This is a genomic window from Streptomyces sp. SCUT-3, from assembly GCF_014083985.1.
In the GTDB taxonomy this organism is placed as follows: domain Bacteria; phylum Actinomycetota; class Actinomycetes; order Streptomycetales; family Streptomycetaceae; genus Streptomyces_H; species Streptomyces_H thermolineatus.
This window is the reverse complement of record NZ_CP046907.1, coordinates 3,122,200-3,144,983: the sequence shown is the minus strand read 5'-3', so window position 1 is coordinate 3,144,983 and position 22,784 is coordinate 3,122,200. Positions and strand designations below refer to the sequence as shown.

The window sequence follows — 22,784 nt, the reverse complement described above, 5'->3', positions numbered from 1 at the left end:
CCCGAGCAGGAAGGAGCAGGCGATGGAATTCGTCCAGGAGGATCTTCGTCTCCTTGCCGGCATGACCGACGAGACCGGTGTCCTCTCCGTGTACGTGACCGCCGATCCCAGGCAGGAGTCCACGACCAGGCCGGCCTGGCAGGTGCGGGTCGAGAACGGGCTGGCGGCCCTGCGGGAGCGGGCCCGGACCGAGCTGCCCAGGGAGCGGCGGACCGTACTGGAGAAGCGCCTGCAGCAGCTGGGGCCCTCGCTGCACTCCCTGGTCCAGGCGTCCCGCCCGGGCCTGGGCAGGGCGCTGTTCGCTCCGGTCAGCGACGGCGAGGTGCGGACCGTGGAGATCCAGATGCCGCTCCCCGACGTGGTGACCCTGGAACCCTCGGCCCACATCCGGCCGCTGGCCGCCGCCGCGAGCGCCGGCGCACCCGCCGGGGTGGCGGCCGTCGGCCGCGAGGGCCTGCGCCTGCTCGACCTCCGGTTCGGCCGCGCCAGGGAGATCCGGGCGACGGACTTCACCATCGAGTTCGAGGACTGGCGCCGCAGCGGCGGCCCGGCGAGCGGCAACCCGTCGTCGGGCCAGCAGAACGTCTCCCAGGTCGACCGGTTCCACAACAGGATGGAGGACCGGCTCGGCCGGCTCCTGAGCGCCGCCACCTCCGACGTGGTCCGGCACACGACCGAGCAGGGCTGGCAGTACCTCGTCGTCTCCGGCGAGCGGCGGCTGGTGGAGATGCTCGCGGACCGGCTGCCGGAGATGCACGGCACGGACGTCGTCCGCCTCTCCCAGGTGCTCCACCCGCTGTCCCCGGCCAAGGTCGCCGAGGCCGTCGGCCCCGCGCTGGCCGAGGCCCGGCAGCGCCGGGAGCAGCGGCTCGTCGAGAAGGTCATGGACGCCGCACTGTCCGGGGGCACGGGCACCTGCGGCCTCAGCGACACCCTGGGCTCCCTCAACGAGGGCAGGATCGCGCACCTGCTCATCGACGGGGAGAAGGAGTGGCCGGGCAGCCGTGCCCGTGACGGGCGCCTGTTCCCCGAGGGCGAGCGCGCACCCGACGGGCCCGAGACCGATCCGGAGCCGGAACTCGGCGAGCGGATGATCGAACGCGCGCTGCTGGAGGGGGCCGAGGTCACCGTCCTCGCGCCGGAATCGGCCCCCCGGCTCGCCGGGACGGACGGCGTGGCCGCCCTGCTGCGCTGGTAGGCACCGCCGGCGGACGCCGCGGCCCGTCCCCGTCCGCCCCCGCCTCACGCCCGCCCCCGCTGCGGGCCGGGAGAGGCGGGGGCGGACGGCGGCCCGGCGGCCCGGCGGCCCGGGCACGGCGCGGCACGGGCGCCCTTCGGGACGGCCTTCGGGACGGCCTTCGGGACGGCCTTCGGGACGGCACGGACACGAGGAGGAACACGGTGAAGGCAACCTTCACACTGGGGCGGATCGCCGGGATCAAGGTCGGGGTCCACTGGAGCGTCGTGGTCATCCTCCTCCTGCTCGCCCTCGGCCTCGCCGAGGGCCGCCTGCCCGAGGCCCACCCCGGCAGTTCCCCGCTGGTGTACTGGGGGCTGGCCGTCGCCACGTCCCTGGTCTTCCTCGCCTCGCTCCTCGCGCACGAGATGGCCCACTCCGTCGTGGCCCGGCGCAACGGGGTGGAGGTGGAGGACATCGTCCTGTGGCTGCTCGGCGGGGCCTCCCGGATCAGGAGCGAGGCCCCGAGCCCGGGCGCGGAACTGCGGATCGCAGGGGTGGGACCGCTGGTCAGCCTGGTCCTGGGCGCCCTCTTCGGCCTGGCCGCGTGGATCCTGGGCCTGCTGTCCGTGACCGGGCCGGCGGTCGAGGCGGTGGTCTGGCTGGCCGGCATCAACATCCTGCTGGCCCTGTTCAACTCGGTCCCGGCCGCGCCGCTGGACGGGGGCCGGCTGCTGCGCGCCTTCCTGTGGTGGCGCACCGGCGACCGGCTGCGGGCGACCGCCGGGGCGACCGCCGCGGGCCGGGCGTTCGGCTGGTTGCTGGTGATCCTCGGCCTGTGGCTGTTCGTGATGGGCGACGCCGTCGGCGGGGTGTGGATGGCGCTGATCGGCTGGTTCCTCGTCGCCGCCGCCACGGTCGAGGGGCAGCAGTCCCAGCTGCGCGCCGCGCTGGCCGGCGTCGCCGTGCGGCACGCGATGACGCCGGACCCGGTCACGGTGCCCGCCGCGCTGACGGTGGCGGAGTTCCTGGGCGACCCGCTCTACCGGTACCGGCACTCGGCGTTCCCCGTCACGGCGGAGGACGGCGCCCCGGCAGGGCTGGTGACCCTGGAACGGGTCAGGGACGTCCCGGAGGAACTGCGGGAGGTGCGGACCGTGGGCGAGGTCATGCTGCCGCTGCCGGAGGCAACCGTCAGTACACCGGGGACCCCGCTGGCGGACCTGCTGCCCGACGTCCGGTCCGGCGCCGACAACCGGGTGCTGGTGCTGGACGCCGGACGGCTGGTCGGAATCCTCTCCGCCTCCGACGTCAGCCGGACCGTGGCGTGGCTGATGTCCTCCGCCGACCGCGGCGGCGACGACCGGGCGGCCCGGAAGTAGGGGCGCCGCCAACGAACGGTGAACCGGCCGGCAGTGGCACGGGCCGGGAAAAGCAACTCGCCGAGCCGCGAGCGCACCCGGAAGGAACCTCCGGTCCCCCCGAAGCCACTCGGCCCTCCTCCCCCGTTTCAACCCGGTGGGACACCGTCCGCGTCCTGGCGCGGGGGCTCAGTGCCCCATGGAGGTCAGCTTGTCCCGCAGCGACTTCAACTCCTTCGAGACGATGACGTCAGGGGTACCCATGAGGCGGTCCACCAGCGAGGACGTCTCGTCCAAGCAGTCCGGGCCGTCCACGTTCTCGATGATCCAGCCATCACCGTCCGGGCGAAACTTTGGATCGGTGCCGGTGTCGACGACGGCAACAGGACCGACCGTTGTCCTCTTGCCGTCGTGCTGAAAAGAAACATCCACCAGGCCGTACCAGGGCGTGATCAAATCCCCGTCCGGCCCAACGGTCACAGTCAGGCGATCGAGGTCATTGTCCTTGACCGTGAAACTGACCTCTTTCGACTTCTCGTAATTCTTCAGGGGTTTGGCGGGAACCGGGAAGTCATAGTTTATGGACACGACCAGGTTTCCGCCGATCTGGTGACATGCGGGCAGGAAACCGGACTCGCGCACGTGCAGCGTCGCCTCGGTGACGAGAGAGGGACCGGGGGCTCTGTTACCGAAGGTGACGTCGATATGAGGGCCGTCGAATTTCCCTTCCTCCAGCACTGTCCCGTCAACCGTGTCGACGAGCTCCCCCTCGATCCCTCCTTCGATGTAGGCGGCGACACGCTCGACTTCGAGGTTCGGCCGACGTGCCGCCTCCGACACTCCCGTGCTTGCCTGCACCTCCCCGCTCTCTGCCTGCGAGCGCCCGGATTCGGAGGAGTCGTTGCCGTAATGGACGGAGAGGCCAACGGCCGCGACAGCGGCGGCGGCGCTCAGAAGAGCGATGAGGTTGGGCTTGTGTCGCCAGCGCGAACCCGGGTCGCTGTCGGGTGCCGCCGGTGTCCCGGTCGCCGGTGGGGCGGTCGTCCCCCCTGTCGGTGTCGGCGGGTGGGCCGACGACCCGGTCGGTGTCGGTGCGGTTCCCGGCGCGGGCGTGCTCGGGGAAGTCGCTGAAGGTACCGGAGCCGACGCGGGTGTGCCTTGACCGCTCGGCACGGACGGAGCAGGTGGCTGGGCGCCTGCTCCGTGGTTTGCGGGGCTTCCGTCCGCACTTCCGCCGTCGCTGCTTGAAAGGCTCGACACACGTACCCCCCGACTGGATGGTGACCCAAGCCCATGGCGGCCCAAGCCCCCATGCGCAGAAGGAGGTTACTGAGGATTGTGGGGCGGCGGGAAACCGTCGGGGCCTGTTCCCGGAATGCGCCCCGGACGCGTACGACGCGACCGGGACACCGGGTCCGGAGACATTCGTGCCGCACGCGTACGACGGCGGCAGCACCTGCGGCACCCGCAGACGCCCGGCCTGCTGCCGCCCCCGCCCCGGGACGGTCCGTACGCTCCAGCCGCTCGAACGGGAGAGTGACGGCCCTGCCCGGGCGGCGTACCGGGGCGGGGGCGGGTCCGGGGTCTACCCGGGCGGCGTGCCGGGCGCGAGGTGGTCGGTGAACCACTGGCGGGCCAGGCGTGCCACCGCCTCCAGGGTGCCCGGCTCCTCGAAGAGGTGCGTGGCCCCGGGGACGACCTCGAGCCGGTTCTCGCAGGAGACCAGCTGCGCCTGCGCCCGGCGGTTGAGCTCGAGGACCAGCTCGTCCCAGCCGCCGACGACGAGCAGAGTGGGGGCGGTGACCTCGCTCAGCCGCGCTCCCGCCAGGTCGGGCCGCCCGCCGCGGGAGACCACGGCGGCGATCCGCGTGCCGGGCTCCGCCGCGGCCCACAGCGCCGCGGCCGCCCCGGTGCTGGCGCCGAAGCAGCCCACGGGCAGGCCGCCCACGTCCGGCTCGTCCGCGAGCCGGCGGACGGCGTCGGCCAGCCGGCCGGCCAGAAGGGCGGTGTCGAAGACGTTGGTGCGCTCCAGCGCCTCGTCCTCGGTGAGCAGGTCGAACAGCAGGGTGGCCAGCCCGGCCCGGTTGAGCTCGGCCGCCACCCATCGGTTGCGGGGGCTGCGGCGGCTGCTGCCGCTGCCGTGCGCGAAGACCACGGTCCCCGTGGCCCCGGCGGGGACGGCCAGGTCTCCGACGAGTACGGCGCCCCCGGACGGGATCCGGACCTCCCGCTCCGCGGGTGCCGGGGGCGGCCCGTCCCCGTCCGCCCTGCCGGCCCGGGCCTCCGCCGCGCGGCGGAGGCAGTCGACGACCTCCTCGTCGGTGGTCTGCTCGAAGTCGGCGTAGGCCTGGCCGACCGCGAAGAAGTTCGCCGGGGTGTCCAGTGCCACCAGGTCGTCCGCGTACGGGCCCAGCCGCACGGTCCAGTCCGGCGGCGCCACGGGCACCGCGAGCACCACCCGCGCGGCCCCGCGCTCCCGGGCGATCCGGCACGCCGCCTGCGCGGTCGACCCGGTGGCGATGCCGTCGTCGACCACGATCACGGTGCGTCCGGCGAGCCGCACGGGCGGACGCCCGCCCCGGTACCGGTGGGCCCGCCGATCCAGTTCGGCGCGCTCGCGCCGCTCGACGGTCTCCATCTCCCGCGGGGTGACGCCCGCCGCACGCACCACCTCGTCGTTGACGACGCGCACGCCCTCCTCGCCGATCGCGCCCATGCCCAGCTCCGGCTGGAACGGCACGCCGAGCTTGCGGACGACGATGACGTCGAGCGGCGCGTGCAGGCGCGTGGCGACCTCGACCGCGACGGGAAGGCCGCCGCGCGGCAGGCCGAGGACCACGGGGGCCTCGGTGCCGAGGCGGGTGAGCCGTTCGGCGAGCTTGCGCCCCGCGTCGGAGCGGTCGATGAAGTACATGGCGGCCTCGGAACGGACGTCGGGCTCGCTGCTGCCGGGTGCCGCCCGCCGGACCGTCCTGGATCCTGACGACACGACGCGCCCCGACGGCGGTACCTGCTTCCCACGCTCCGGCGCGGCGCCGCCGGCCGCAACCCCGTTACTCCATGCGAGTGAATCGGGGGCGGCTTGGCGCCCGCCCGCGCAGGGGCCGACCCGGGCGCGGCGCCCGCCCGGGCGGGGTCACGCCCGGGCGCGGCGCCCGCCGACGGTTCGGGGCATGCGGGGCTTGCAGGCCTCTCAGGGCTTGCAGGCCTCTCAGGGCTCTCAGGGCTTGCGGGCGACACCGCCCACGATCAGCCGCTCCCAGGTGGTGAGCTCCCGGCCCGTCTCGACGTCCGGGCGCCACAGCGCCGTCGGGACGACACCCGGCTCGAGGATCTCCAGCCCGTCGAAGAAGGCGGCGATCTCGGCGTCGTCGCGCCAGCGGCCCCGGCCGAAGGACTGCTGGAGGACCGCCTCGATCTCCGCGGTCTCCGGGTTGTGCTCGGTGCGGAAGTGGGTGATGAAGAAGTGGCTGCCGGAGGGCACCCGGTCCCGCCAGAACCGGACGATGCCGGCCGGGTCCTCGTCGTCGTTGAGGTGGTGCAGGATGGCGCACATGATCACGGCGACGGGCTGGTCGAAGTCGATCAGCCTGCGGGTGTCGGGATGGTCGAGGATCGCCTGCGGCTCCCGGGCGTCGGCCTGGATGACCGCGGTGCGGTCGTTCGTGCCCAGCAGCGCCCGGCCGTGGGCGAGGACTGCGGGGTCGTTGTCGACGTAGACGACCCGGGTGTCGGGCGCGTGGCGCTGCGCGACCTGGTGGACGTTGTCGGCGGTCGGCAGGCCGCTTCCCATGTCGAGGAACTGGCGTATGCCGGTGGTCTCGGCGATGTGCCGGACGGCCCGCACGAGCACCTTGCGGTTCTCGACCGCGATGGCCTGCGCACCCGGCATGTTCTGCTTGATGTGGTCGCCGACCGCGCGGTCGGACTCGTAGTTGTCCTTGCCGCCGATCATGTAGTCGTAGGTCCGGGCGATGCTGGGCACCTTGGGATCGACGTCGGGAACTGCGAAACCGCTCACGGCCAACTCCTAAGCAGTAAGACCCTCCTGAATGGTCGTCATGATAGGTGTCGGCCCACGTCAGGGGGCGAGGGTGTCCAGGACCTGCTGCCCGTACCTGGCCAGCTTGCCCTCGCCCACACCGCTGACCCTCCCGAGTTCCTCCAGGGTCGACGGCGGCGCGGCCGCGATCTCCCGCAGCGTCGCGTCGTGGAAGACCACGTACGCCGGCACGCCCTGCTCCTTGGCGGTCGCCGCCCGCCAGGCGCGCAGCCGCTCGAACACCGGCACGGCCTCCTCCGGCAGGTCGACGGGGGCGCCGCCGCGCGCCCTGCCCGCGGGCTTCGCCGACCGCGCCGCACGCGCGGGCCGCTCGGGCTCCCGCCGCATCGGCACCTTCCGGTGCCCGCCGAGCACCTGCGCGCTCGCGTCGGTGAGCACCAGCGTGCCGTAGTCGCCCTCGACGGCCAGCAGGCCCTGGGCGAGCAGCTGGCGCACCACGCCCCGCCACTGCGCCTCGTTCAGCTCCGTGCCGATGCCGAAGACGCTCAGCGCGTCGTGGTCGAACTGGATGACCTTGGCGGTCTTCCTCCCCAGGAGGATGTCGACGATCTGCCCGGCCCCGAACTTCTGGCCGCGTTCGCGCTTGAGCCGCACCACGGCCGACAGCAGCTTCTGGGCGGCGACCGTGCCGTCCCAGGACTCCGGCGGCGTCAGGCAGGTGTCGCAGTTGCCGCAGGGAGTGCTCTCCTGCCCGAAGTGGGCGAGCAGCCGCACCCGCCGGCACTCGACCGTCTCGCACAGCGACAGCATCGCGTCGAGGTGGGCGGCCAGGCGGCGGCGGTGGGTGTCGTCGCCCTCGGAGGTGTCGATCATCTTCCGCTGCTGCACCACGTCCTGGAGCCCGTAGGCCAGCCAGGCGGTGGAGGGCAGCCCGTCGCGCCCGGCGCGGCCGGTCTCCTGGTAGTAGCCCTCGATCGACTTGGGCAGGTCGAGGTGGGCGACGAACCGCACGTCGGGCTTGTCGATGCCCATGCCGAACGCGATGGTGGCCACGACGACCAGGCCGTCCTCCCGCAGGAAGCGCGCCTGGTTCGCGGCCCTGGTGCCCGCGTCCAGCCCCGCGTGGTAGGGCACCGCGTCGATCCCCTGCTTGACCAGGAACTCCGCGGTCTTCTCGACGGAGGCCCGCGACAGGCAGTAGACGATCCCGGCGTCCCCGGCATGCTCGGTGCGCAGCAGCTCCAGCAGCTGCTTGCGCGGGTCGTTCTTCGGGACGATCCGGTACTGGATGTTCGGGCGGTCGAAGCTCGCCACGAAGTGGCGGGCATCCTTCAGGTCGAGCCGGACGGCGATCTCGTCGCGGACGGCGGCGGTCGCGGTCGCGGTCAGCGCGATGCGCGGCACGCCGGGCCAGCGCTCGTGCAGGGCGGACAGCTGCAGGTAGTCGGGCCGGAAGTCGTGCCCCCACTGGGCCACGCAGTGCGCCTCGTCGATGGCGAACAGCGAGACGGTGCCGCGGCCGAGCAGGTCGAGCGTCGCCTCGCTGCGCAGCCGCTCGGGCGCCAGGTAGAGCAGGTCCAGCTCCCCGGCGAGGAACTCGGCCTCGACCAGGCGCCGCTCGTCGAGGTCCTGCGTGGAGTTGAGGAAGCCGGCGCGCACGCCGGCCGCCCGCAGGGCGTCCACCTGGTCCTGCATCAGCGCGATGAGCGGCGAGACGACGACCCCGACGCCCTCCCGCACGAGCGCGGGGATCTGGTAGCACAGCGACTTGCCGCCGCCGGTCGGCATCAGCACGAGCGCGTCGCCGCCGGCGATCACGTGCTCGACGATCTCCTGCTGCTCCCCGCGGAACGCGTCGTACCCGAAGACGCGCTGCAGCGCCTCCAGCGCGTTCTCCGCCCGGGGGGCGCGCGGCGCACGGCCGCCCTCCCCGGCGCCCCCTCGCACGCCGGTGCCGCCGTCCGCCCAGGGGTCCGCCTCGCCCTCCCACGGGTCGGGCTCCTCCGACCACGGGTCGGGCTCCCCCGCCCAGGGCCCGGCCTCCTCGGGCCAGGCGCCGGCACCGCTCTCCCGGGGGGCGGAGTCCTCCGCGGGAGCCGCGCTCCCGCCGGGGCCGGTGCTCTCCGCGGGACCCGTGCCCGTTCCGGTGCTGTCGTCGAGGGCAGTCATCCGGGCAGTCTACGGCGATCCGCGGACACACCGTCCCCAGCCTGTGGACAACTCCCCGGCGCCGCCACCGACCCGCCCCGCACCGTCACCGGGAGGTCACCGCGCCGTCACCGCACCGACCTGCGCCACCAGCCCCTGCGGCCCGGGGAGGACCCGGACGGCTCCTCCCCGGACGGCTCCTCCCCGGACGGCTCCTCCCCGGACGGCTCGACCGCGGAGGAACCGTCGGGAACGGAGGCCCCGGCGGCGTCCCGGGAACCACTCCCCGCACCCGGCGAACCGCCCTCCGGCGCACCGCCCTCCGGGGAACCGCCCTCCGGCGTGTCCGTGTCCGTGACCGCTTCCGCAGGCACTGCGGGCGCTGCGGGCGGCACGGCCACAGCCACGGCGGGCGCCACGGACGGCACGGCCACGGCGGTTCCCGCCGTGGCGGGTACGGCAGCATGCGCGGGCACTGCGGGCAGAACGGTGACGGCCGGACCGCTCGCCGCGAAGTCGGCGTCGGGACGAGGCAGCGGGACCACCGTGATCCGGCACTCCCCGGTGCCCGCCGGAAGGACCACGCCCGTGCCCAGGCAGAGGCTGCGCGGTATTCGGCGTTCCCGGCGGCCGCCGTCCTGCTCCCAGCGGAGCAGCACCAGCACGGCCGGCTCCGGCCAGGTGAACCACACCTCGATCCGGTCCCCGTCCAGCCGCCGGGCCATCAGGTCCCCGACCGCTCCCGGGGTCTCGACCAGCACGCTCGCGCCGGCCACGGCCCGGCCGCCCAGCACGCTCACCGCGGTGATGCGGTTCCTGGCCCCGGGCCTCGGCACGAACTCCGTGCCCGACCACGGCCTTCCGTCGCCCGGGACCGCCGGCGCCTCCCCGTCCCGGTCCCGGTCCCCGTCCCCGTTCCCGTCCCCGCCTGCCGTCGCGTCCGGGGACGGAACCCGCACCGGGGGCAGCTCGGGCAGCAGTTCCGAGACGTCCTCCCCGGGCTCGGCGGGGCGCCCGTGCCAGTGCACCAGGCGGACCTGTCCCCGTTCGGGCTCGGGCCAGGAGAGCCGGAGCCGGGGCGCACCGACCACGTCCGCCGCACCACCCGGGAAGCCCGGGAAGCCCGGGAAACCCGGGGAGTCCGGGCCGCCCGGGCCGTCCGGAGCGTCCGAGGTGTCCGGGCCGTCCACGAGCAGCCGCTCCACGGGGGAGGGCCACTCGACGGCCCGGGCGGTCACCTCCCTCCCCGGCGACCACACCACTTCCCTGCTCTCCCCCCGCACGTAGGCGCAGGAGACCAGGTAGTGGTACCGGCCGGGCGGCAGCGGGCGGTCGACGAGGCCGTGGAGTCCGCACGGCACCGGCGTCGGCCCGGACGCCGCTCCGGACGCCGCCGTCGTCCCCCTCCCGGCGGCGGGCCGGCGCACCGCCGCGACCTCGACGGCCTCCGGGTGCACCTCCCAGTCCAGGCGTATCCCGCCGGGCACCGGGACGGCCTTCGGCCGCGTCACCTCCGGGCGCACGAGGACGGGGGGCGTCACCCGGGGCACTCCCGCGACGCCGTCGCCGCGCAGCGGGATCACCGCGTAGCGCAGTTTCCGCCCGGTCGGCGGATCGGGGTCGGACACCGCGCCGCCGGGGCCCGGCTCCCCCACCTCGACGGCCTTGTGGGGGGCGCCCTCGGGAAAGCGGACCGTCCGGTACCACGGCGCGGGGCCGCCGTACGGAACCGCCCCGTGCGGGGCGGGCGACCAGGTCACCCTGACCCCTCCCGCCGACACCGCGGCGCGGACCCCGTCACGGGCACCGGTGCCCGGGTCCCCGCCCGGCGCCCCGCCCTCCGTCCCCTCCCTCTCCGCGTCCGCGTCCGCGTCCGCGGCGAGGACGGCGGCGCCGAGGAGGCCGGTGCGGGCCCGGGGGTCGTCCACGGCCTTCTGCGCTGCGGCCAGCCACGCCGCGGCCGCCTCGTGGGGGCGGCCGCGGCGCACGAGTGCCCGGGCGTCGGCCATCAGGCGCTCCACGGAATCCGTGGCGCGGCGCACCTCGGCCAGCAGGGCCGACAGGACGGGGTCGGCGGGGGCCGCGGGGAGGGCGGCCGCGAGTTGTCCGGCGCGGACCAGCCGGGACTCCTGCCAGGCGTCGGCGATCTCCTCCGCGGCCCGGCGGACCCGGCCGGACGGGGGGAAGCCCGCGGCGACGGCGTCCGCGAGGAGCCCGGCGTCGTCCGGGTGGACGCCCAGCGCCCGGGCGGCCCCGGCGGTGGGGCCGCCTTCTCCGTCCACGAGCAGGCACGAGAGCTGGTACAGGACGATGCGGTGCAGCGCGGCGGGGTCGCGGTCGACCGCCGCCGCGAGGGTGCGCAGCACGGCCACCGCCTCGGGGGCCCGGGAGTCCCCGGACGCCTGCCAGCGGTTGCGGGACTCCTCCAGGAAACCGGGGTCGACGGCCAGCCGGGCGTCCGGCCCCTGCCGGGGAACCACAGGCCGCCCACCACGTGGAACCCGCGGTGGGGCGCCGAGCGCGGCGGGCGCAGGACGTCGGCGGCGTGCCGCAGGCCGAGCTTCGTCAGCGCCCGGCGCAGGGCGCCGTAGCCGGCCGTGCCGGGAAAGGCGGGCAGTACGAGGCGGCGGTCCCGGCCCTCCGCCTCCGCCTCCGCCCCGGCCCCCGCCCCGGTCCCGGGACCGGCTTCGCTCCCGGGACCGGCCGCCGTTGCCGCCCCGGCCGCCTCCTGTTGCGGCAGCCGACGGCCCGGCGCCTCCGGTCCCGCCGGCTTCCCGGGTCTCCCCGGTTCCGCGGGTTCTTCCCGGACCTGCCGGACGCTCTCCCTCAAAGCCCTGTGCCCTTCCCGTGCCGTGCCGTGCGATGCCGTGGGTGCCGTGCGCGATGCCGTGCCGTGTGCCGCGGGCAGGTCCGCGGGCCGCGCCCCGCCCGGCGGTCCGTCCGCCGGACCCCGGTCAGCGCGGCGAGGTGTAGAAGTACAGCCACAGTTCGGCGGTGGACGTCGGCTCGCCCAGGTCGTGGAAGTCCTCCGCCGTGGTGTTCCGGGTGAACATCTCCGGGCGTGCGCGGGGCAGCAGGGAGTTGACCCGCCTCGCGTACTCCGTTCCGCCGGGGCCGCCGCCGAAGGTGAGCACCAGAGCGGCCCGGCGCCCGGCCCAGTCGCCGGTGGCCTTCTCCAACTGCGCGGTCAGCTTGTCCCGGTCGTCACCGCGTACGCGGAACTTCACGGGCGCATTCTCCACCGACCGGTGGTCACCCGGCGACGGCGAGGACGAAGGCGCCGAGGACGACGAGGACGGCGGCGCCGGTGACGGCGACTCCCCGGGGCCTGCGCCCGGCTCCCCCGCCGAGGGGGACGGGACGGCCGGCTGCCGCTGCGCCGTCGCCGGGGCCGGACTGTCCCCCAGGAAGACCAGGGCCAGCACGAGCATCAGGTCCGCGAAGAGCCAGCCGGCCATGGCGGCGGGGGCGGTCCGGCGGGCGCGGCCCGCCTCCCGGTACGGCGGAGGGGGCTGCGGGCGGCGGTTCACCGCCCGCCCCCGGCCTGCGGGCCGGCCGCCGGGGCCGTGTCCTGCGGCGCGCGGGGACGGGGAGCCCGGGGCCGAGGTGCGCCGCCGGAGTCCTCCCGTTCCCGCCCCGCCTCCTGTCCGTGTTCCTGTCCGGGCCCCGGGCTCGGCTCCGGGCTCGACCCCGGGTCCGGCTTTGGGTTCGGCCCCGGGACCGGTTCCGGCCCAGGCTCCGGCTCAGGTTTCCCCTCTTCCTCCTGCCGCCCGGCGGGCGGTGCGGGGAGGACGCCCACCAGGGCGTGGACGCCCGCGTCGAGCCGGGCGGCGGCGTCCTGCCAGTGGGCGGCCGCCGCGTCCCACCGCTCGGTGGCCTCCCGCATGCCGTCCACCGCCTGCCCGGTGCGCGCGGTGCTGTCCACCAGCGCCCGGGAGGCCCGGTCCGCGGCGTCGGCGGCCGCCCCGGAAGCGGCCAGCGCGTCCTTCTGGACGCCCGCCAGGTCCCTGACGGCGGCCTCGACCAGGCCGGCCGCCCGCCCGATCCGGTCCCCGACCTCGCGCGCCGACGCGGCGTGCTCGGCGCCGACGCGGACGGTCTGCTCCTGCCCCGCGCGCACGGTCTCCTCGATGCGGCCAAGGGCCTCCCCCAGCAGGGGGACCCCGGCCTCCAGCCGACGGGCCGCCCCGTCCACGGCCGCCGTCGCCCGCCCGACGGCACCGGCGGCCCGGACCAGTTCGCCGGTGCCCTGCAGCGCCCTGTCGACCAGTTCCTCCAGCCGCCCCGCCGCCTGCTCCAGCTCGCGCACGAACCGTCCCGTCCCGTCGCCCCGGTGCTCGACGAGGGCCAACTGGGCCCGGGTGAGCACGGACGCCAGCCGGCCGAGCAGCTGCTCGCGCTCGGCGCAGTCCGCGGCGTACCGCGCGGCCCTGGCCCTCTCCTCGCGCACCCGCACCCGCGCGTGCCACCCGGCGATCAGCAGCAGGAGGGAGACCAGCACGACCACCGTCAGCGCCACGTTCTCGAAGCGGCCCGCCGCGGAGAGCCGGCCGTCGAACCCGGACTGCCACAACTGCAGGAAGGGACGGGACGCCGCCTGCTCCGGGTCCTGCGCGCTCAGTTCCCCGTACGCCCGGGCCGCGTCCCACAGCCCGTACCAGGTGACCAGCAGCGGGACGAACACCAGGCCGCCCAGGACGGTCTCCAGCACGTCCCCCGTGCCGGAACGCCTCCGCAGGAGGCCGGACAGCCTCCCGCGGACCCCCGGCGCCGCTCCGGCACCGGAGGCAGGGACGGAGGCAGGGACGGGGGCAGGGACGGAGGCAGGGACGGGGGCAGGGGCAGGAACGGGGGCGGGGTCGGGGGACTCCCCGTCGCCCCTCGCTCCTCCGTCGCCGCGGCCGTCCCCGCTGTCCCCCTCGCTCCCGACGCTCCCGCCGGCCCCGGGGCGTTCCGCGCCCGCGGGGCCGGTACCGCCCCGCCCCTCACCGCCGGGCGCGGCCGTCAGGCTCTCCGGGCGCGCGAGGACGGCCGGCAGGTCCAGTCCGGCCCACTGCTCGAGGCCGGTGCCGTTCTCCAGGTCCCCGGCCAGGGAGAGCAGTTCGTCGCGGCGGACGGCCAGCAGGGGATGATCGGCCAGGTCCCGCAGGTGACGGGCGATCTCGCCCCGGTCGACCAGCTGTGCGTGCGGCACTCTCCGTCCCCCTGCATCAACGCGCTTGCGCGTCCGGTGATCCTTTCCCGGACACCGCATGCTACGGGGACGGACGGTGCATCAGCACCGCGCGGCCGACGCGGCGTCAGCCGACGCCCGCACCCGACGGCGGGCGCCCCGCGGTCCGGCGGCCGAGGCCCCGGTGGGGCAGGTAGCGCCGGAAGCCGAGGGGCCGCACCCCGGGAACCGCCCGGATCAGCCGGAGCACCTCCCCGTCCTCCTGGAGCCGGCTCTCGACGACCTGCTGGTGCGCCTTCTCCTCCGTCCACTCGCTGTAGTTGAGGACACGGCCCCCGTCCGTACGGATGTGGAAGTTGGATGAGATGCCCCCGTCCTCCGGCTGGACCCCGGAGAAGCGGTCGACCAGGGTGTCGACGAACCTGCGGGCCGAGTCGTGGCCGTCGGTGTCGAAGGCGACCACGACGATGCAGCCCGGCACGGGGCGCCCGCCGCCGGCCCCGCGGACCCCGTCGGCCACGTCCACCCCGCCGGCCCCGCCGGGCCCGTCCGCCGGGAGGAGCATGCTCCGGTACAGCCGGTAGGCGTCCGGCTCGGCGGAGTTCTCGACCAGGGTGTCCCTGGCCGCGCCGATGCGGCGGCCCAGGGAGCTGACGTTGGCCGGGTCCGCGGCGAACTCCCGGTGCGCCTCGGCGCTCGTCCACTGGGCGTAATTGAGGACGCCGCGGCCGTCGGTGCCGGCGAAGCAGCTGCGGGAGAGGAAGTCCCCGGGCAGCGGGTGCTCCTCCCAGGCGTCCATGACGGCGTCCATCAGGGCCCGCTGCTGCTCGGGGCCGGCCGTGTCCCAGTGGCTGATCAGGACGTGGCCGGCGTCGGGTCGGGTGATGTCGGGCAAGGGGGACGGCAGGAGATTCCGGTCGCTGGTCATGCACGCCATGCTTCAACCTCGACCAAAGTCGAGGTCAACCCTCTTCGGGAACCCCGGCCGCCCGTCGCCCTTCCCGGCCGCCGACGCCCGGCGCCCTTCCCGGCAACCTGCACCACCAGCGCTACCGGCACCACCGGCGCCATCTGCATGGATGTCCGATTCCCGCCGGTCCCGGGGCCGGTCTGCACCGATACTGGCACTGTGTCCGGTGGAACCGGCGCCGGTGCCCACGCACCGGCCCGGTCCGACCGCCGGCCGCTGACCGAGCGTTCCCCGCCCGGCGCGAAAGGAAAAACCCATGATCACCCGCGATCCGGCGCAGCAGCACGTCCACACCGTTGTGGACAGTCCGTACGGCCCGCTGACGCTCGTGGCCGCCGGCGGCCGGCTCGTCGGCCTCTACATGGAGCAGCAGCGGCACCGCCCGCCGCAGGAGCTCCTCGGCGAGCGCGGTGACGGCGACGAGCAGCCGTTCGGCGAGACGGTGCGGCAGCTGCGCGAGTACTTCGACGGCCGGCGCACCGCGTTCGACCTCCCGCTGGACCCGGCGGGCACCCCCTTCCAGCGCACGGTGTGGGACGCCCTGCTGGAGATCCCGTACGGGCAGACCCTCTCCTACGGGGAGCTCGCCGCCCGCCTCGGCCGGCCCGGCGCCGCGCGCGCCGTGGGCCTGGCCAACGGCCGGAACCCGATCGGCATCGTCATCCCCTGCCACCGCGTCGTGGGCTCCACCGGCGCCCTCACCGGCTACGGCGGCGGCCTGGACCGCAAGCAGCGCCTGCTGGACTTCGAGAAGCAGGGCGCGGGACAGCTGGCGTTCCCGGTCTGAGGCGGCCCGCCGGCCCGGTCCGCGACCGTGAGGGCCCCGCGCGGGACGGCGGCGGGCGCCGCCGCCCGGCAGCCGCCCGGCCCATCCGCCGGACCGCCGCCCGGGCAGTCTTCCGGGCAGCGGACGAGTGCTAGGATCCGGCCACTCGCGCGGGGGAGGAGGGCCGGGGGGCCTCTTGCGGCGGACTGCCGCCACCTGTACAGCACTTGGTGCGTCGTACTCCCTCTCCGTGCTTCTTTTTGTCTTCCGGGGAGGATCCGCGTGACCAAACGCGCGCTCGTACGCGGTGGCATCGCCGCCGCCGCATCTTTCGCGCTGGCACTGGGCCTCGGCCCGCTGTCGCCCCTCGCCCACGGCGAGACGGCCGCGGAGGCCGTCGTCCCGGGTGCCACGTCCCTGGTGCCCAGGACGCACGTCCTGAAGTCGGGCTCCTCGGGGTTCCTGCGCCACGAGCCGGACCGCGGCGAGGTGTGGACCTCCTACACGGGCCAGGACACGGTGGTCAACGCCTCCCCCTCCGGATCGCAGGGCGAGCTGGCCTACGGTGCCGACTCGGACGTCGTAGCCCAGCACAACTTCTCTGCCGGCACGGTGACGCTGCGGAACATGGCGACCGGGGAGACCGGCACCGTCCCGGTCCCCGGCGGCCACTCCTACCTGGCCACGCTCGGCAGCACCGTCGTGACGACCACGTCGTCGGACGGCACCCCGACGGGGGGCGCGACGTGGCACCTGTCCGACCTCCGGGACGGCACGGTGCAGCGTCGCACCGTGGCCGACGTCCCCGCCGGCATCACCGCGATCTTCCCGGCCACCGCCCCCGTGGGCGACGCCCACGGCATGCTGGTGCAGTACCGGGTCGACGGCCAGGTGAAGACCGGCTGGCTCGACACCGACGAGAGCCGGCTGGTCCCCCTCCCCCGCAACACGGCCTACGGCGACTCGCGCGTGGTCCTCACCTCCACGCACCTGCTGTCGTGGGAGGACTCCACGGTCTTCGTGTACTCCCGGCAGGACCTGACCGCCGCTCCCCGCACCGTGCCGCTGCCGAACAGCAACGGGCGGCTCATGGGCATGGTCGGCGACACCGTGATCGCGACCCGCCACGACCCGTCGCTGGGCCCCATGGACGGTTTCCTCCCCGTCTGGCGCGTCGAGGGCATCGGCCTCGACGGCTCGGCGCGGGGCACCCTCGTGGCCAGGGCGCTGAACAGCCGCGCCATCCCCACGGCCGACGGCGGACTCCTGGTGGCCGGCGGCCCCGACCCCTCCGACTGGGGGGTGAACCTGCTGGAGGCCGGCCCGGACGGCACCGTCACCGGTCGGCGGGTCGCCGAGTCCGAGGCCGTCGTCCTGCCCAACACACTGAAGGCCCTGAGCCTGACGCAGGGCCGGCTGACCACGATGGAGACCGACCAGTCGCGCAAGCAGACGGGCCTGTACAGCCGGACGGTCGACGTCACCGGCGCCCTCTCCTTCGGGTCGCGCACCGACCGCGGCCCCGTCCCCGCCGACTACGAGGGATGCAGCTGGCAGAACTGTCTGTGGATGACGGACACCGGGGACGGCCGGACGGTCTTCTGGGGCCGGCAGCGGGACGAGGGCGCGTACCCCCAGCCCCAGGTCGTCGCACCGGGCGGTTCCCTGCCCGGCACGCCGGTCGACGCGTCGCGGAAGTACGACCTGGTGCGGGACGCCGCGGGCCGCTTCGTCGCCATGACCACCCACTGGGACGGCACCTCGGGCGGGGAGACCGCGGTCGTCGACCTCGACAGCGGCAAGACCGTGCTGACGGTGCCGGAGGGTGCCGCGGCCCTGTGGGGCACCACCCTGTGGGTCGGGGACGGCAACAACGGCGTCGTCCCGATCGACCTGCGCACCGGTGAGCGCGGCGAGGGCGTGTGGTTCGGCCGCGGCTGCCTCCTGGAGGACTTCCAGGCCGTCCAGGAGTGGCTGCTGTGGTCCTGCGTGGGCTCCACTGACAGCCAGGGCGTCTACAACACCACCACGAGGACGAAGCTCACCCTGAAGAGCGGGACCGGCACCTACAGTCCCGCGAAGCTCGGCGACGGCTTCGTCGTGACCACCGACGACGGAAAGCTCCGGGTGAACGACGTGCGCGGCGAAACGGCCGTGTCGCGCATCCTGGAAGGGTCCTCGGCCTCGAACCCGTGGACCGTCGACCCGTACACCGGCCTGATCGCCCACACCGACGGCAAGAACGACATCCACCTCGTGCCCAGCGGTGTCCCCGCCTCGCCGCTCGCGCAGACGGACGCCGTCGTCGCCGCGTCGGCGAACGTCAAGGGCGGCGCGGCGCCGTGGAAGCCGAAGTGGTGGCTGTCCAGGCCCGCCGCCTCCTGGAAGCTCGCGATCAAGCACAAGCCGACCGGCTCGACGGTGCGCACCCTGACCGGCGGCCAGGTGCGCGGCGCGGTCGCACCCTCCTGGGACGGCAAGGACGCCTCCGGCAAGCTCGCCCCCAACGGCACCTACACCTGGACGCTGACCGCCACCCCGGCCGACGGGCAGGGCGCAGCCCTGACGAAGACCGGGACGGTGAAGGTCACCGGCGCCGCCGCGGTGCGGCGCGACCACGCCGGGTCGGACGGCTTCGGCGACCTGCTCACCCACAGCACCTCCGGCTACCTGACCTTCCAGCAGAGCACCGGGACGGGCACCTTCTCCGGCAAGGTCTCCGCCTCCGGCTGGTCCACCGCCACCGCCGCCGTGCCCTTCGGCGACCTCAACGGCGACCGGTGCAACGACGTGCTGGTACGCACGGGCAGCGGCGAACTGCGCGCCTACAAGCCCGCCTGCGGCAAGGCCGTGACCACCTCCACCGCCTACACCTCGCTGGGCACCGGCTGGGGCCAGTACAACGTGCTCACCTCCCCCGGCGACATCAGCGGCGACGGCCGCGCCGACCTGATCGCCCGCCAGGCATCCACCGGCGACATCTACCTGTACAAGGCCACCAGCACCGGCAAGCTGTCCTCCCGCACGAAGATCCGCTCCGCCTGGACCGGCTACAAGAAGATCGTCGGCGTCGGCGACCTCAACGGCGACGGCCACGGCGACCTGATCGCCCAGGACAAGTCCAACGAACTGTGGCGCTACGACGGCACCGCCACCGGCCAGTTCGCCTCCCGCGTGAAGGTCTTCAACGACTGGGGCTCCACCTACAACGTCATCGTCGGCGTCGGCGACATCACCGGCGACGGCAAGTCCGACATCGTCGCCCGCGACACCTCCGGAAACCTCTACCGCAACAACGGCAACGGCAAGGGCTCCTTCGGCTCCCGCACCAAGATCGCCACCGGCTGGGGCGGCTACAAGGGCCTCTACTGACAGCCGGACACCCAACCCCCGACCGGGCCGGCCGGGACGAGACCCCCTCGTCCCGGCCGGCCCGGCCCGTTCAGGCCCCCGCCACGGGCGCAACGCCCCCACCGCCCTCCCTGTCGCCCTCCCTGTCGCCCTCTCCGTCGACCTCCCCGTCGACCTCCCCGTCGGCCTCGTAGGCCGGCGGAGGAAGGCGGGCGCCCCGGCTCACCGCGATCCGGTGCACGTCACGCAGCGCCTCGGCCATGCGGACGGCGAGGAGGCGGAGCCGCACGGGGGCGATCCGCCGGCCGTCGAACAGCCCTGCCGCACGGTCGAGCAGCTCGGCCGCCTCCTCCAACTGCGCCCGCTCGACCTCGTCCGCCACCCGGGAGACGTACCCACTCCCGTCACCGAGCACGTAGCAGGGGTTTCCCTCCGGGGTGGACCACGGAAGCAGCCGCCCCCTGCCCGCCGGTCCACCAGGGGTGTTGCAGTACAGCACGTCCTCGACTCCCGTAACTCCGTCGTGTTGCCCACCGGCGTCCGCCCGCCCCGCCGACAACGACGAGCAGACGCCCACCGGCGCGACCTCTGTGTAGTGATCCACTCACACAGTGAGACGACCCGGGCTAGGCTCGCCAGGGGGTGACGGGCTACAACCCCCCTGTCACATCGGAGTTGGCGATGAGCAACACCTACGGGGACTGGCTGAAGGCACGGCGCGAGGCCGCCGGCCTGACACAGCAGGAACTGGCCGACGCGGCGTTCATGACCCGCTCGCACATCTCGCACATCGAAGCGGGCCGCCGCATCCCCTCCCGCGAGGACGCCCGCCGCCTGGACACGGCCCTGAACACCGGAGACGTCCTGAGCAGCTTCCTCCCGCAGGAGGACGCGGCGGTTTCCGACTACTTCGAAGCAGCACGCCAGCTCGAACTACAAGCCACGATGATCCGAGAGTTCGCGTACTCGTTCGTCCCGGGGATCATGCAGACGGAAAGGTACGCACGTACGGTCATGCGCTCCGGTTTCCCGCCCAGGAGTGACGACGAGTGCGACAGACTTGTCGTCACACGGCTCGAGCGCGCGAAGATCCTCAACAACCCGGTGACGCCCGTAGTGTGGGCGCTGCTGGACGAGGCGGTGCTGCGCCGCCCGATCGGCGGGCCGGAGATCATGGCGGAACAGATCATGCACATGGTCCGCCTGGCGGAGAGCGAACGCGTGCGCATCCACGTCCTGCCGTTCGGGCTGGGCGCACACCCTCTTCTCAACGGCATGGTGACGCTGATGTGGTTCGAGGACCAACCCCCGGCCGCATACAGTGAAGCCGCCCTGATGGGCAAGGTCCACGATTCCCCCACCCTGGTCGAGCGACTTCGCGGCGCATACGATCTGGCCCTGGGCGACGCACTGCCACTGAAGGACTCTCTTGCCCTCATGAGGGCGGCGGCGGAGGAGCACGGACACCATGACTGAGCGCATCATCCGGGACGCGTCCGTGCTGAGCGGCTGGCGCAAGTCGTCGCACAGCAACAACGACGGCGGCAGTTGCGTCGAGGTCATGGACGGCCACCCGTCCGGCGTCCCCGTCCGCGACTCCAAGGACCCCCACGGCCCCGCCCTCGTCTTCCCCACCGACAGCTGGTCCACCTTCGTCACCGCCGTCAAACGCGGAGACTTCCCAACCTGAGCCCCGAGCCGCCACCCGCCCCGCCTTCTGCGGGTGGGCTCCCAGTACCGGAACCACACGAGCGACGACGCGAGGGGTTCAGACACCGTGGCAGCGAACGCCTTCCCCGCCCCGGACGGTCGGACCGGCCGTGGCTCCGGCCGGATTCCCGATCCCGGTGCTCCGGTGATCCGGGGCGACAGGCCCGGCTCGTTCGCCCGGGGTGTCCTGACCGAACGGCATCCGGCGCTGATCCGGCAGGTGCGCAGCGCCTTCCCGTACGGTCCCCGGCCGCGCCGGGCCCTCGACGCACTGCTGGACGAGATCACAGACGGTGTCGTCGAACCACTCGACGCCTCCGGGCACGCCTCCGACCACGAGCTCTGGTCGGCCTGGGGACGTGAGCACTTCGGACGATCGTGGTTCGACGTCCCGTTCCTGTGGGCCGAGAGCTACTTCTACCGCAGACTCCTCGCGGCCACCGAGTACTTCGGCGCGGGACCGTGGCAGGGAATCGACCCGTTCGCCCCCTTCAAAGAGGCCGAACTGCGCAGCGAGACTGTGGACGAGGAACTCCGGGCTCTGGACACGCTCGCCGACATGCCCGCCGGAGACCGGGCCACGGCCCTGCTGCACGCCTCGCTCTGGGGCAACCGCGCCGACCTCGGCTTCCTCGTCTCGGCGGGGAAGCCAACACCCGACAGCACCGGAACCGGAACCGGAACCGGAACCAGCACCGGCAGCGGCCTGGTCGCCGACGACAGCGCCCTGCTGTGGCACCTCCTGCCCGCAGGCGCACGGGCCACCGTCGCCGTGGTCGCGGACAACGCCGGACGGGAGCTGGTCCCCGACCTGGTCCTCGTCGACCACTTCCTCGAACGGCGCCACGCCGAACGGGTCGTCCTGCACGTCAAGCCCCACCCGTACTACGTCTCCGACGCGACGACGGCGGACGTCGTCGACTGCCTGCGCCGCCTCACCCGGGCGTCCGGCGAAGCAGGCGCGATCGGCGAACGCCTCTGGGACGCCATGGCAACCGGCCGGCTGGAAGTGCGCACCCACCCGTTCTTCTGCGCTCCGTTGCCGTACGAGGAGATGCCCGAGGACCTGCGGGAGGAGTTCGCGTCCGCTGCGGTGACCGTCCTCAAGGGCGACCTCAACTACCGCCGTCTCGTGGGCGACCGGCTGTGGGAGGCGACGACGCCGTTCGCCGACCTCACCGCGTACTTCCCCGGGCCTGTCGCGGCACTGCGCACCCTGAAGTCGGACGTCGTCGTCGGGTTGGAGGAACAAACCCTGAACGCCCTCGAACGATCGGGTGAGGCATGGCGCACCAGCGGCACCCACGCCCTCGTCCAGGCCCGGCGGTAGGCCCGCCCCGGCGCTGGAACAACACAACAAAGATCTTCCTACCACTGGTATCATTAGAACCATGAGTGGTAGCAAGAAGTACTCGATCAGTCTTCCCGAGGACCTCGCCGAGGCCGTACGCGCCCACGTAGGCCCCGGCAGCTTCTCCTCCTACGTGGCCGAGGCGCTTGAGCAGCGTGTGGCCATGGACAAGCTTCGGGAGATCGTCTCCGACTTCGAGACCGACAACGAGCCGTTGTCCCGGGAGGAGATCGAGGCAGCCCGTGCCGTACTGCGCCACGATCAGCGCCACTCGGGCGGTGCTGCGGCCTGATGCCCGGCACGCTCCTCCTCGACAGTGAGGGCCTGTCCAAGCTCTACCTCAAGGACCGTGCAGTCCTGGCCCTCGTCCAAGCCGCCGCGGAAGAAGGCGTCCGGGTGACCACGACCGCTATGACCACACTCGAGGCGGACTACGAACGCATCCACCCCGCCCGCATCCGGTGGGTGCTCTCCCGGGTCGACGTTCATGACGTCACCAAGGAAGTCACCGACCGAGCCGCGGTGCTGCTGCGTAATCACCGTCTCAGCGGCCACAAGTACGCCATCGACGCCGTCCTCGCCGCCGTTGCCCGCTCCGCGCCGGGACCGGTCACCGTCCTCACCTCCGACCCCGAGGACATCGGCCTGCTCTGCGGACCGACCATCGAGATCGTCAAAGCCTGACCGTTCGGCACAAGGCCCGGGGCGGAATGCAAGAGCCCAGGCCGTCAGTGTTGCCGCCTGCGGCCACTCTTACCGGCCTTGCCACTCCTA

Annotated in this window: 18 protein-coding genes; 9 read left to right on the top strand and 9 right to left on the bottom strand. The window is 74.0% G+C overall.

Annotation, left to right across the window (positions count from 1 at the left end; all coding sequences use genetic code 11):
• The first annotated feature begins 22 nt into the window (after positions 1–22).
• Together GQS52_RS13830 and GQS52_RS13825 are read left to right on the top strand one after the other, a co-directional pair.
• Entirely contained in the window at positions 23–1,198 is a 1,176-nt protein-coding gene (locus GQS52_RS13830) for a VLRF1 family aeRF1-type release factor (protein WP_182313732.1), read from the top strand.
• A gap of 203 nt (positions 1,199–1,401) precedes the next feature.
• Complete coding sequence (locus GQS52_RS13825; protein WP_182313731.1) at positions 1,402–2,559, top strand: site-2 protease family protein; 1,158 nt, start codon at positions 1,402–1,404, stop codon at positions 2,557–2,559.
• A 168-nt stretch (positions 2,560–2,727) separates the two neighbouring features.
• Here the strand turns inward: GQS52_RS13825 and GQS52_RS13820 are convergent, their stop codons facing one another.
• The 8 genes from GQS52_RS13820 to GQS52_RS13785 form a co-directional block, all read right to left on the bottom strand.
• On the bottom strand, positions 2,728–3,396 hold the full coding sequence (locus tag GQS52_RS13820) for a hypothetical protein (RefSeq protein ID WP_182313730.1): 669 nt from the start codon (positions 3,394–3,396) through the stop codon (positions 2,728–2,730).
• Positions 3,397–4,123: 727 nt separating this feature from the next.
• A complete protein-coding gene (locus tag GQS52_RS13815) occupies positions 4,124–5,452 on the bottom strand; it encodes a phosphoribosyltransferase family protein (protein WP_182316435.1) in 1,329 nt (442 codons plus the stop codon).
• Positions 5,453–5,758: 306 nt separating this feature from the next.
• On the bottom strand, positions 5,759–6,559 hold the full coding sequence (locus tag GQS52_RS13810; protein ID WP_259370767.1) for an SAM-dependent methyltransferase: 801 nt from the start codon (positions 6,557–6,559) through the stop codon (positions 5,759–5,761).
• A 60-nt stretch (positions 6,560–6,619) separates the two neighbouring features.
• Positions 6,620–8,710, bottom strand: coding sequence for a DNA helicase RecQ (gene recQ / locus GQS52_RS13805; RefSeq protein WP_259370766.1), 2,091 nt, complete (start codon positions 8,708–8,710; stop codon positions 6,620–6,622).
• Positions 8,711–8,817: 107 nt separating this feature from the next.
• The gene (locus GQS52_RS13800) at positions 8,818–11,169 is read right to left on the bottom strand and encodes a hypothetical protein (protein ID WP_182313729.1); all 2,352 of its coding nucleotides are present in this window, start codon (positions 11,167–11,169) and stop codon (positions 8,818–8,820) included.
• Positions 11,170–11,643: 474 nt separating this feature from the next.
• Positions 11,644–12,219 carry a hypothetical protein gene (locus tag GQS52_RS13795; protein ID WP_259371118.1) on the bottom strand — a complete coding sequence of 192 codons (576 nt, stop codon included), beginning with the start codon at positions 12,217–12,219 and terminating at the stop codon, positions 11,644–11,646.
• On the bottom strand, positions 12,216–13,883 hold the full coding sequence (locus GQS52_RS13790; RefSeq protein ID WP_182313728.1) for a hypothetical protein: 1,668 nt from the start codon (positions 13,881–13,883) through the stop codon (positions 12,216–12,218). The genes GQS52_RS13795 and GQS52_RS13790 overlap by 4 nt, the downstream gene beginning before the upstream one ends.
• Positions 13,884–13,989: 106 nt before the next feature.
• The gene (locus GQS52_RS13785; RefSeq protein WP_182313727.1) at positions 13,990–14,790 is read right to left on the bottom strand and encodes an antibiotic biosynthesis monooxygenase; all 801 of its coding nucleotides are present in this window, start codon (positions 14,788–14,790) and stop codon (positions 13,990–13,992) included.
• Between the two features lie 298 nt (positions 14,791–15,088).
• On the opposite strand from GQS52_RS13785, the gene GQS52_RS13780 reads away from it, so the two are divergent.
• Complete coding sequence (locus tag GQS52_RS13780) at positions 15,089–15,619, top strand: methylated-DNA--[protein]-cysteine S-methyltransferase (RefSeq protein ID WP_182313726.1); 531 nt, start codon at positions 15,089–15,091, stop codon at positions 15,617–15,619.
• Positions 15,620–15,880: 261 nt separating this feature from the next.
• On the top strand, positions 15,881–18,970 hold the full coding sequence (locus tag GQS52_RS13775; RefSeq protein ID WP_182313725.1) for an FG-GAP-like repeat-containing protein: 3,090 nt from the start codon (positions 15,881–15,883) through the stop codon (positions 18,968–18,970).
• Positions 18,971–19,040: 70 nt separating this feature from the next.
• Here the strand turns inward: GQS52_RS13775 and GQS52_RS13770 are convergent, their stop codons facing one another.
• The gene (locus GQS52_RS13770) at positions 19,041–19,553 is read right to left on the bottom strand and encodes a hypothetical protein (protein ID WP_346268240.1); all 513 of its coding nucleotides are present in this window, start codon (positions 19,551–19,553) and stop codon (positions 19,041–19,043) included.
• A gap of 77 nt (positions 19,554–19,630) precedes the next feature.
• Between GQS52_RS13770 and GQS52_RS13765 the strand changes: the two genes are divergently transcribed.
• The 5 genes from GQS52_RS13765 (at position 19,631) to GQS52_RS13745 (ending at position 22,694) form a co-directional block, all read left to right on the top strand.
• Entirely contained in the window at positions 19,631–20,425 is a 795-nt protein-coding gene (locus tag GQS52_RS13765; protein WP_182313724.1) for a helix-turn-helix transcriptional regulator, read from the top strand.
• Positions 20,418–20,639 (top strand): DUF397 domain-containing protein, encoded by a 222-nt coding sequence (locus GQS52_RS13760; RefSeq protein WP_182313723.1) that lies wholly within the window; start codon positions 20,418–20,420, stop codon positions 20,637–20,639. The genes GQS52_RS13765 and GQS52_RS13760 overlap by 8 nt, the downstream gene beginning before the upstream one ends.
• Before the next feature lie 144 nt (positions 20,640–20,783).
• Positions 20,784–21,989 carry a damage-control phosphatase ARMT1 family protein gene (locus GQS52_RS13755; RefSeq protein ID WP_182316431.1) on the top strand — a complete coding sequence of 402 codons (1,206 nt, stop codon included), beginning with the start codon at positions 20,784–20,786 and terminating at the stop codon, positions 21,987–21,989.
• A 61-nt stretch (positions 21,990–22,050) separates the two neighbouring features.
• Complete coding sequence (locus GQS52_RS13750) at positions 22,051–22,302, top strand: hypothetical protein (RefSeq protein ID WP_182313722.1); 252 nt, start codon at positions 22,051–22,053, stop codon at positions 22,300–22,302.
• The gene (locus tag GQS52_RS13745; RefSeq protein WP_182313721.1) at positions 22,302–22,694 is read left to right on the top strand and encodes a DNA-binding protein; all 393 of its coding nucleotides are present in this window, start codon (positions 22,302–22,304) and stop codon (positions 22,692–22,694) included. Before GQS52_RS13750 ends, GQS52_RS13745 begins: the two co-directional genes overlap by 1 nt.
• Positions 22,695–22,784 lie beyond the last annotated feature (90 nt).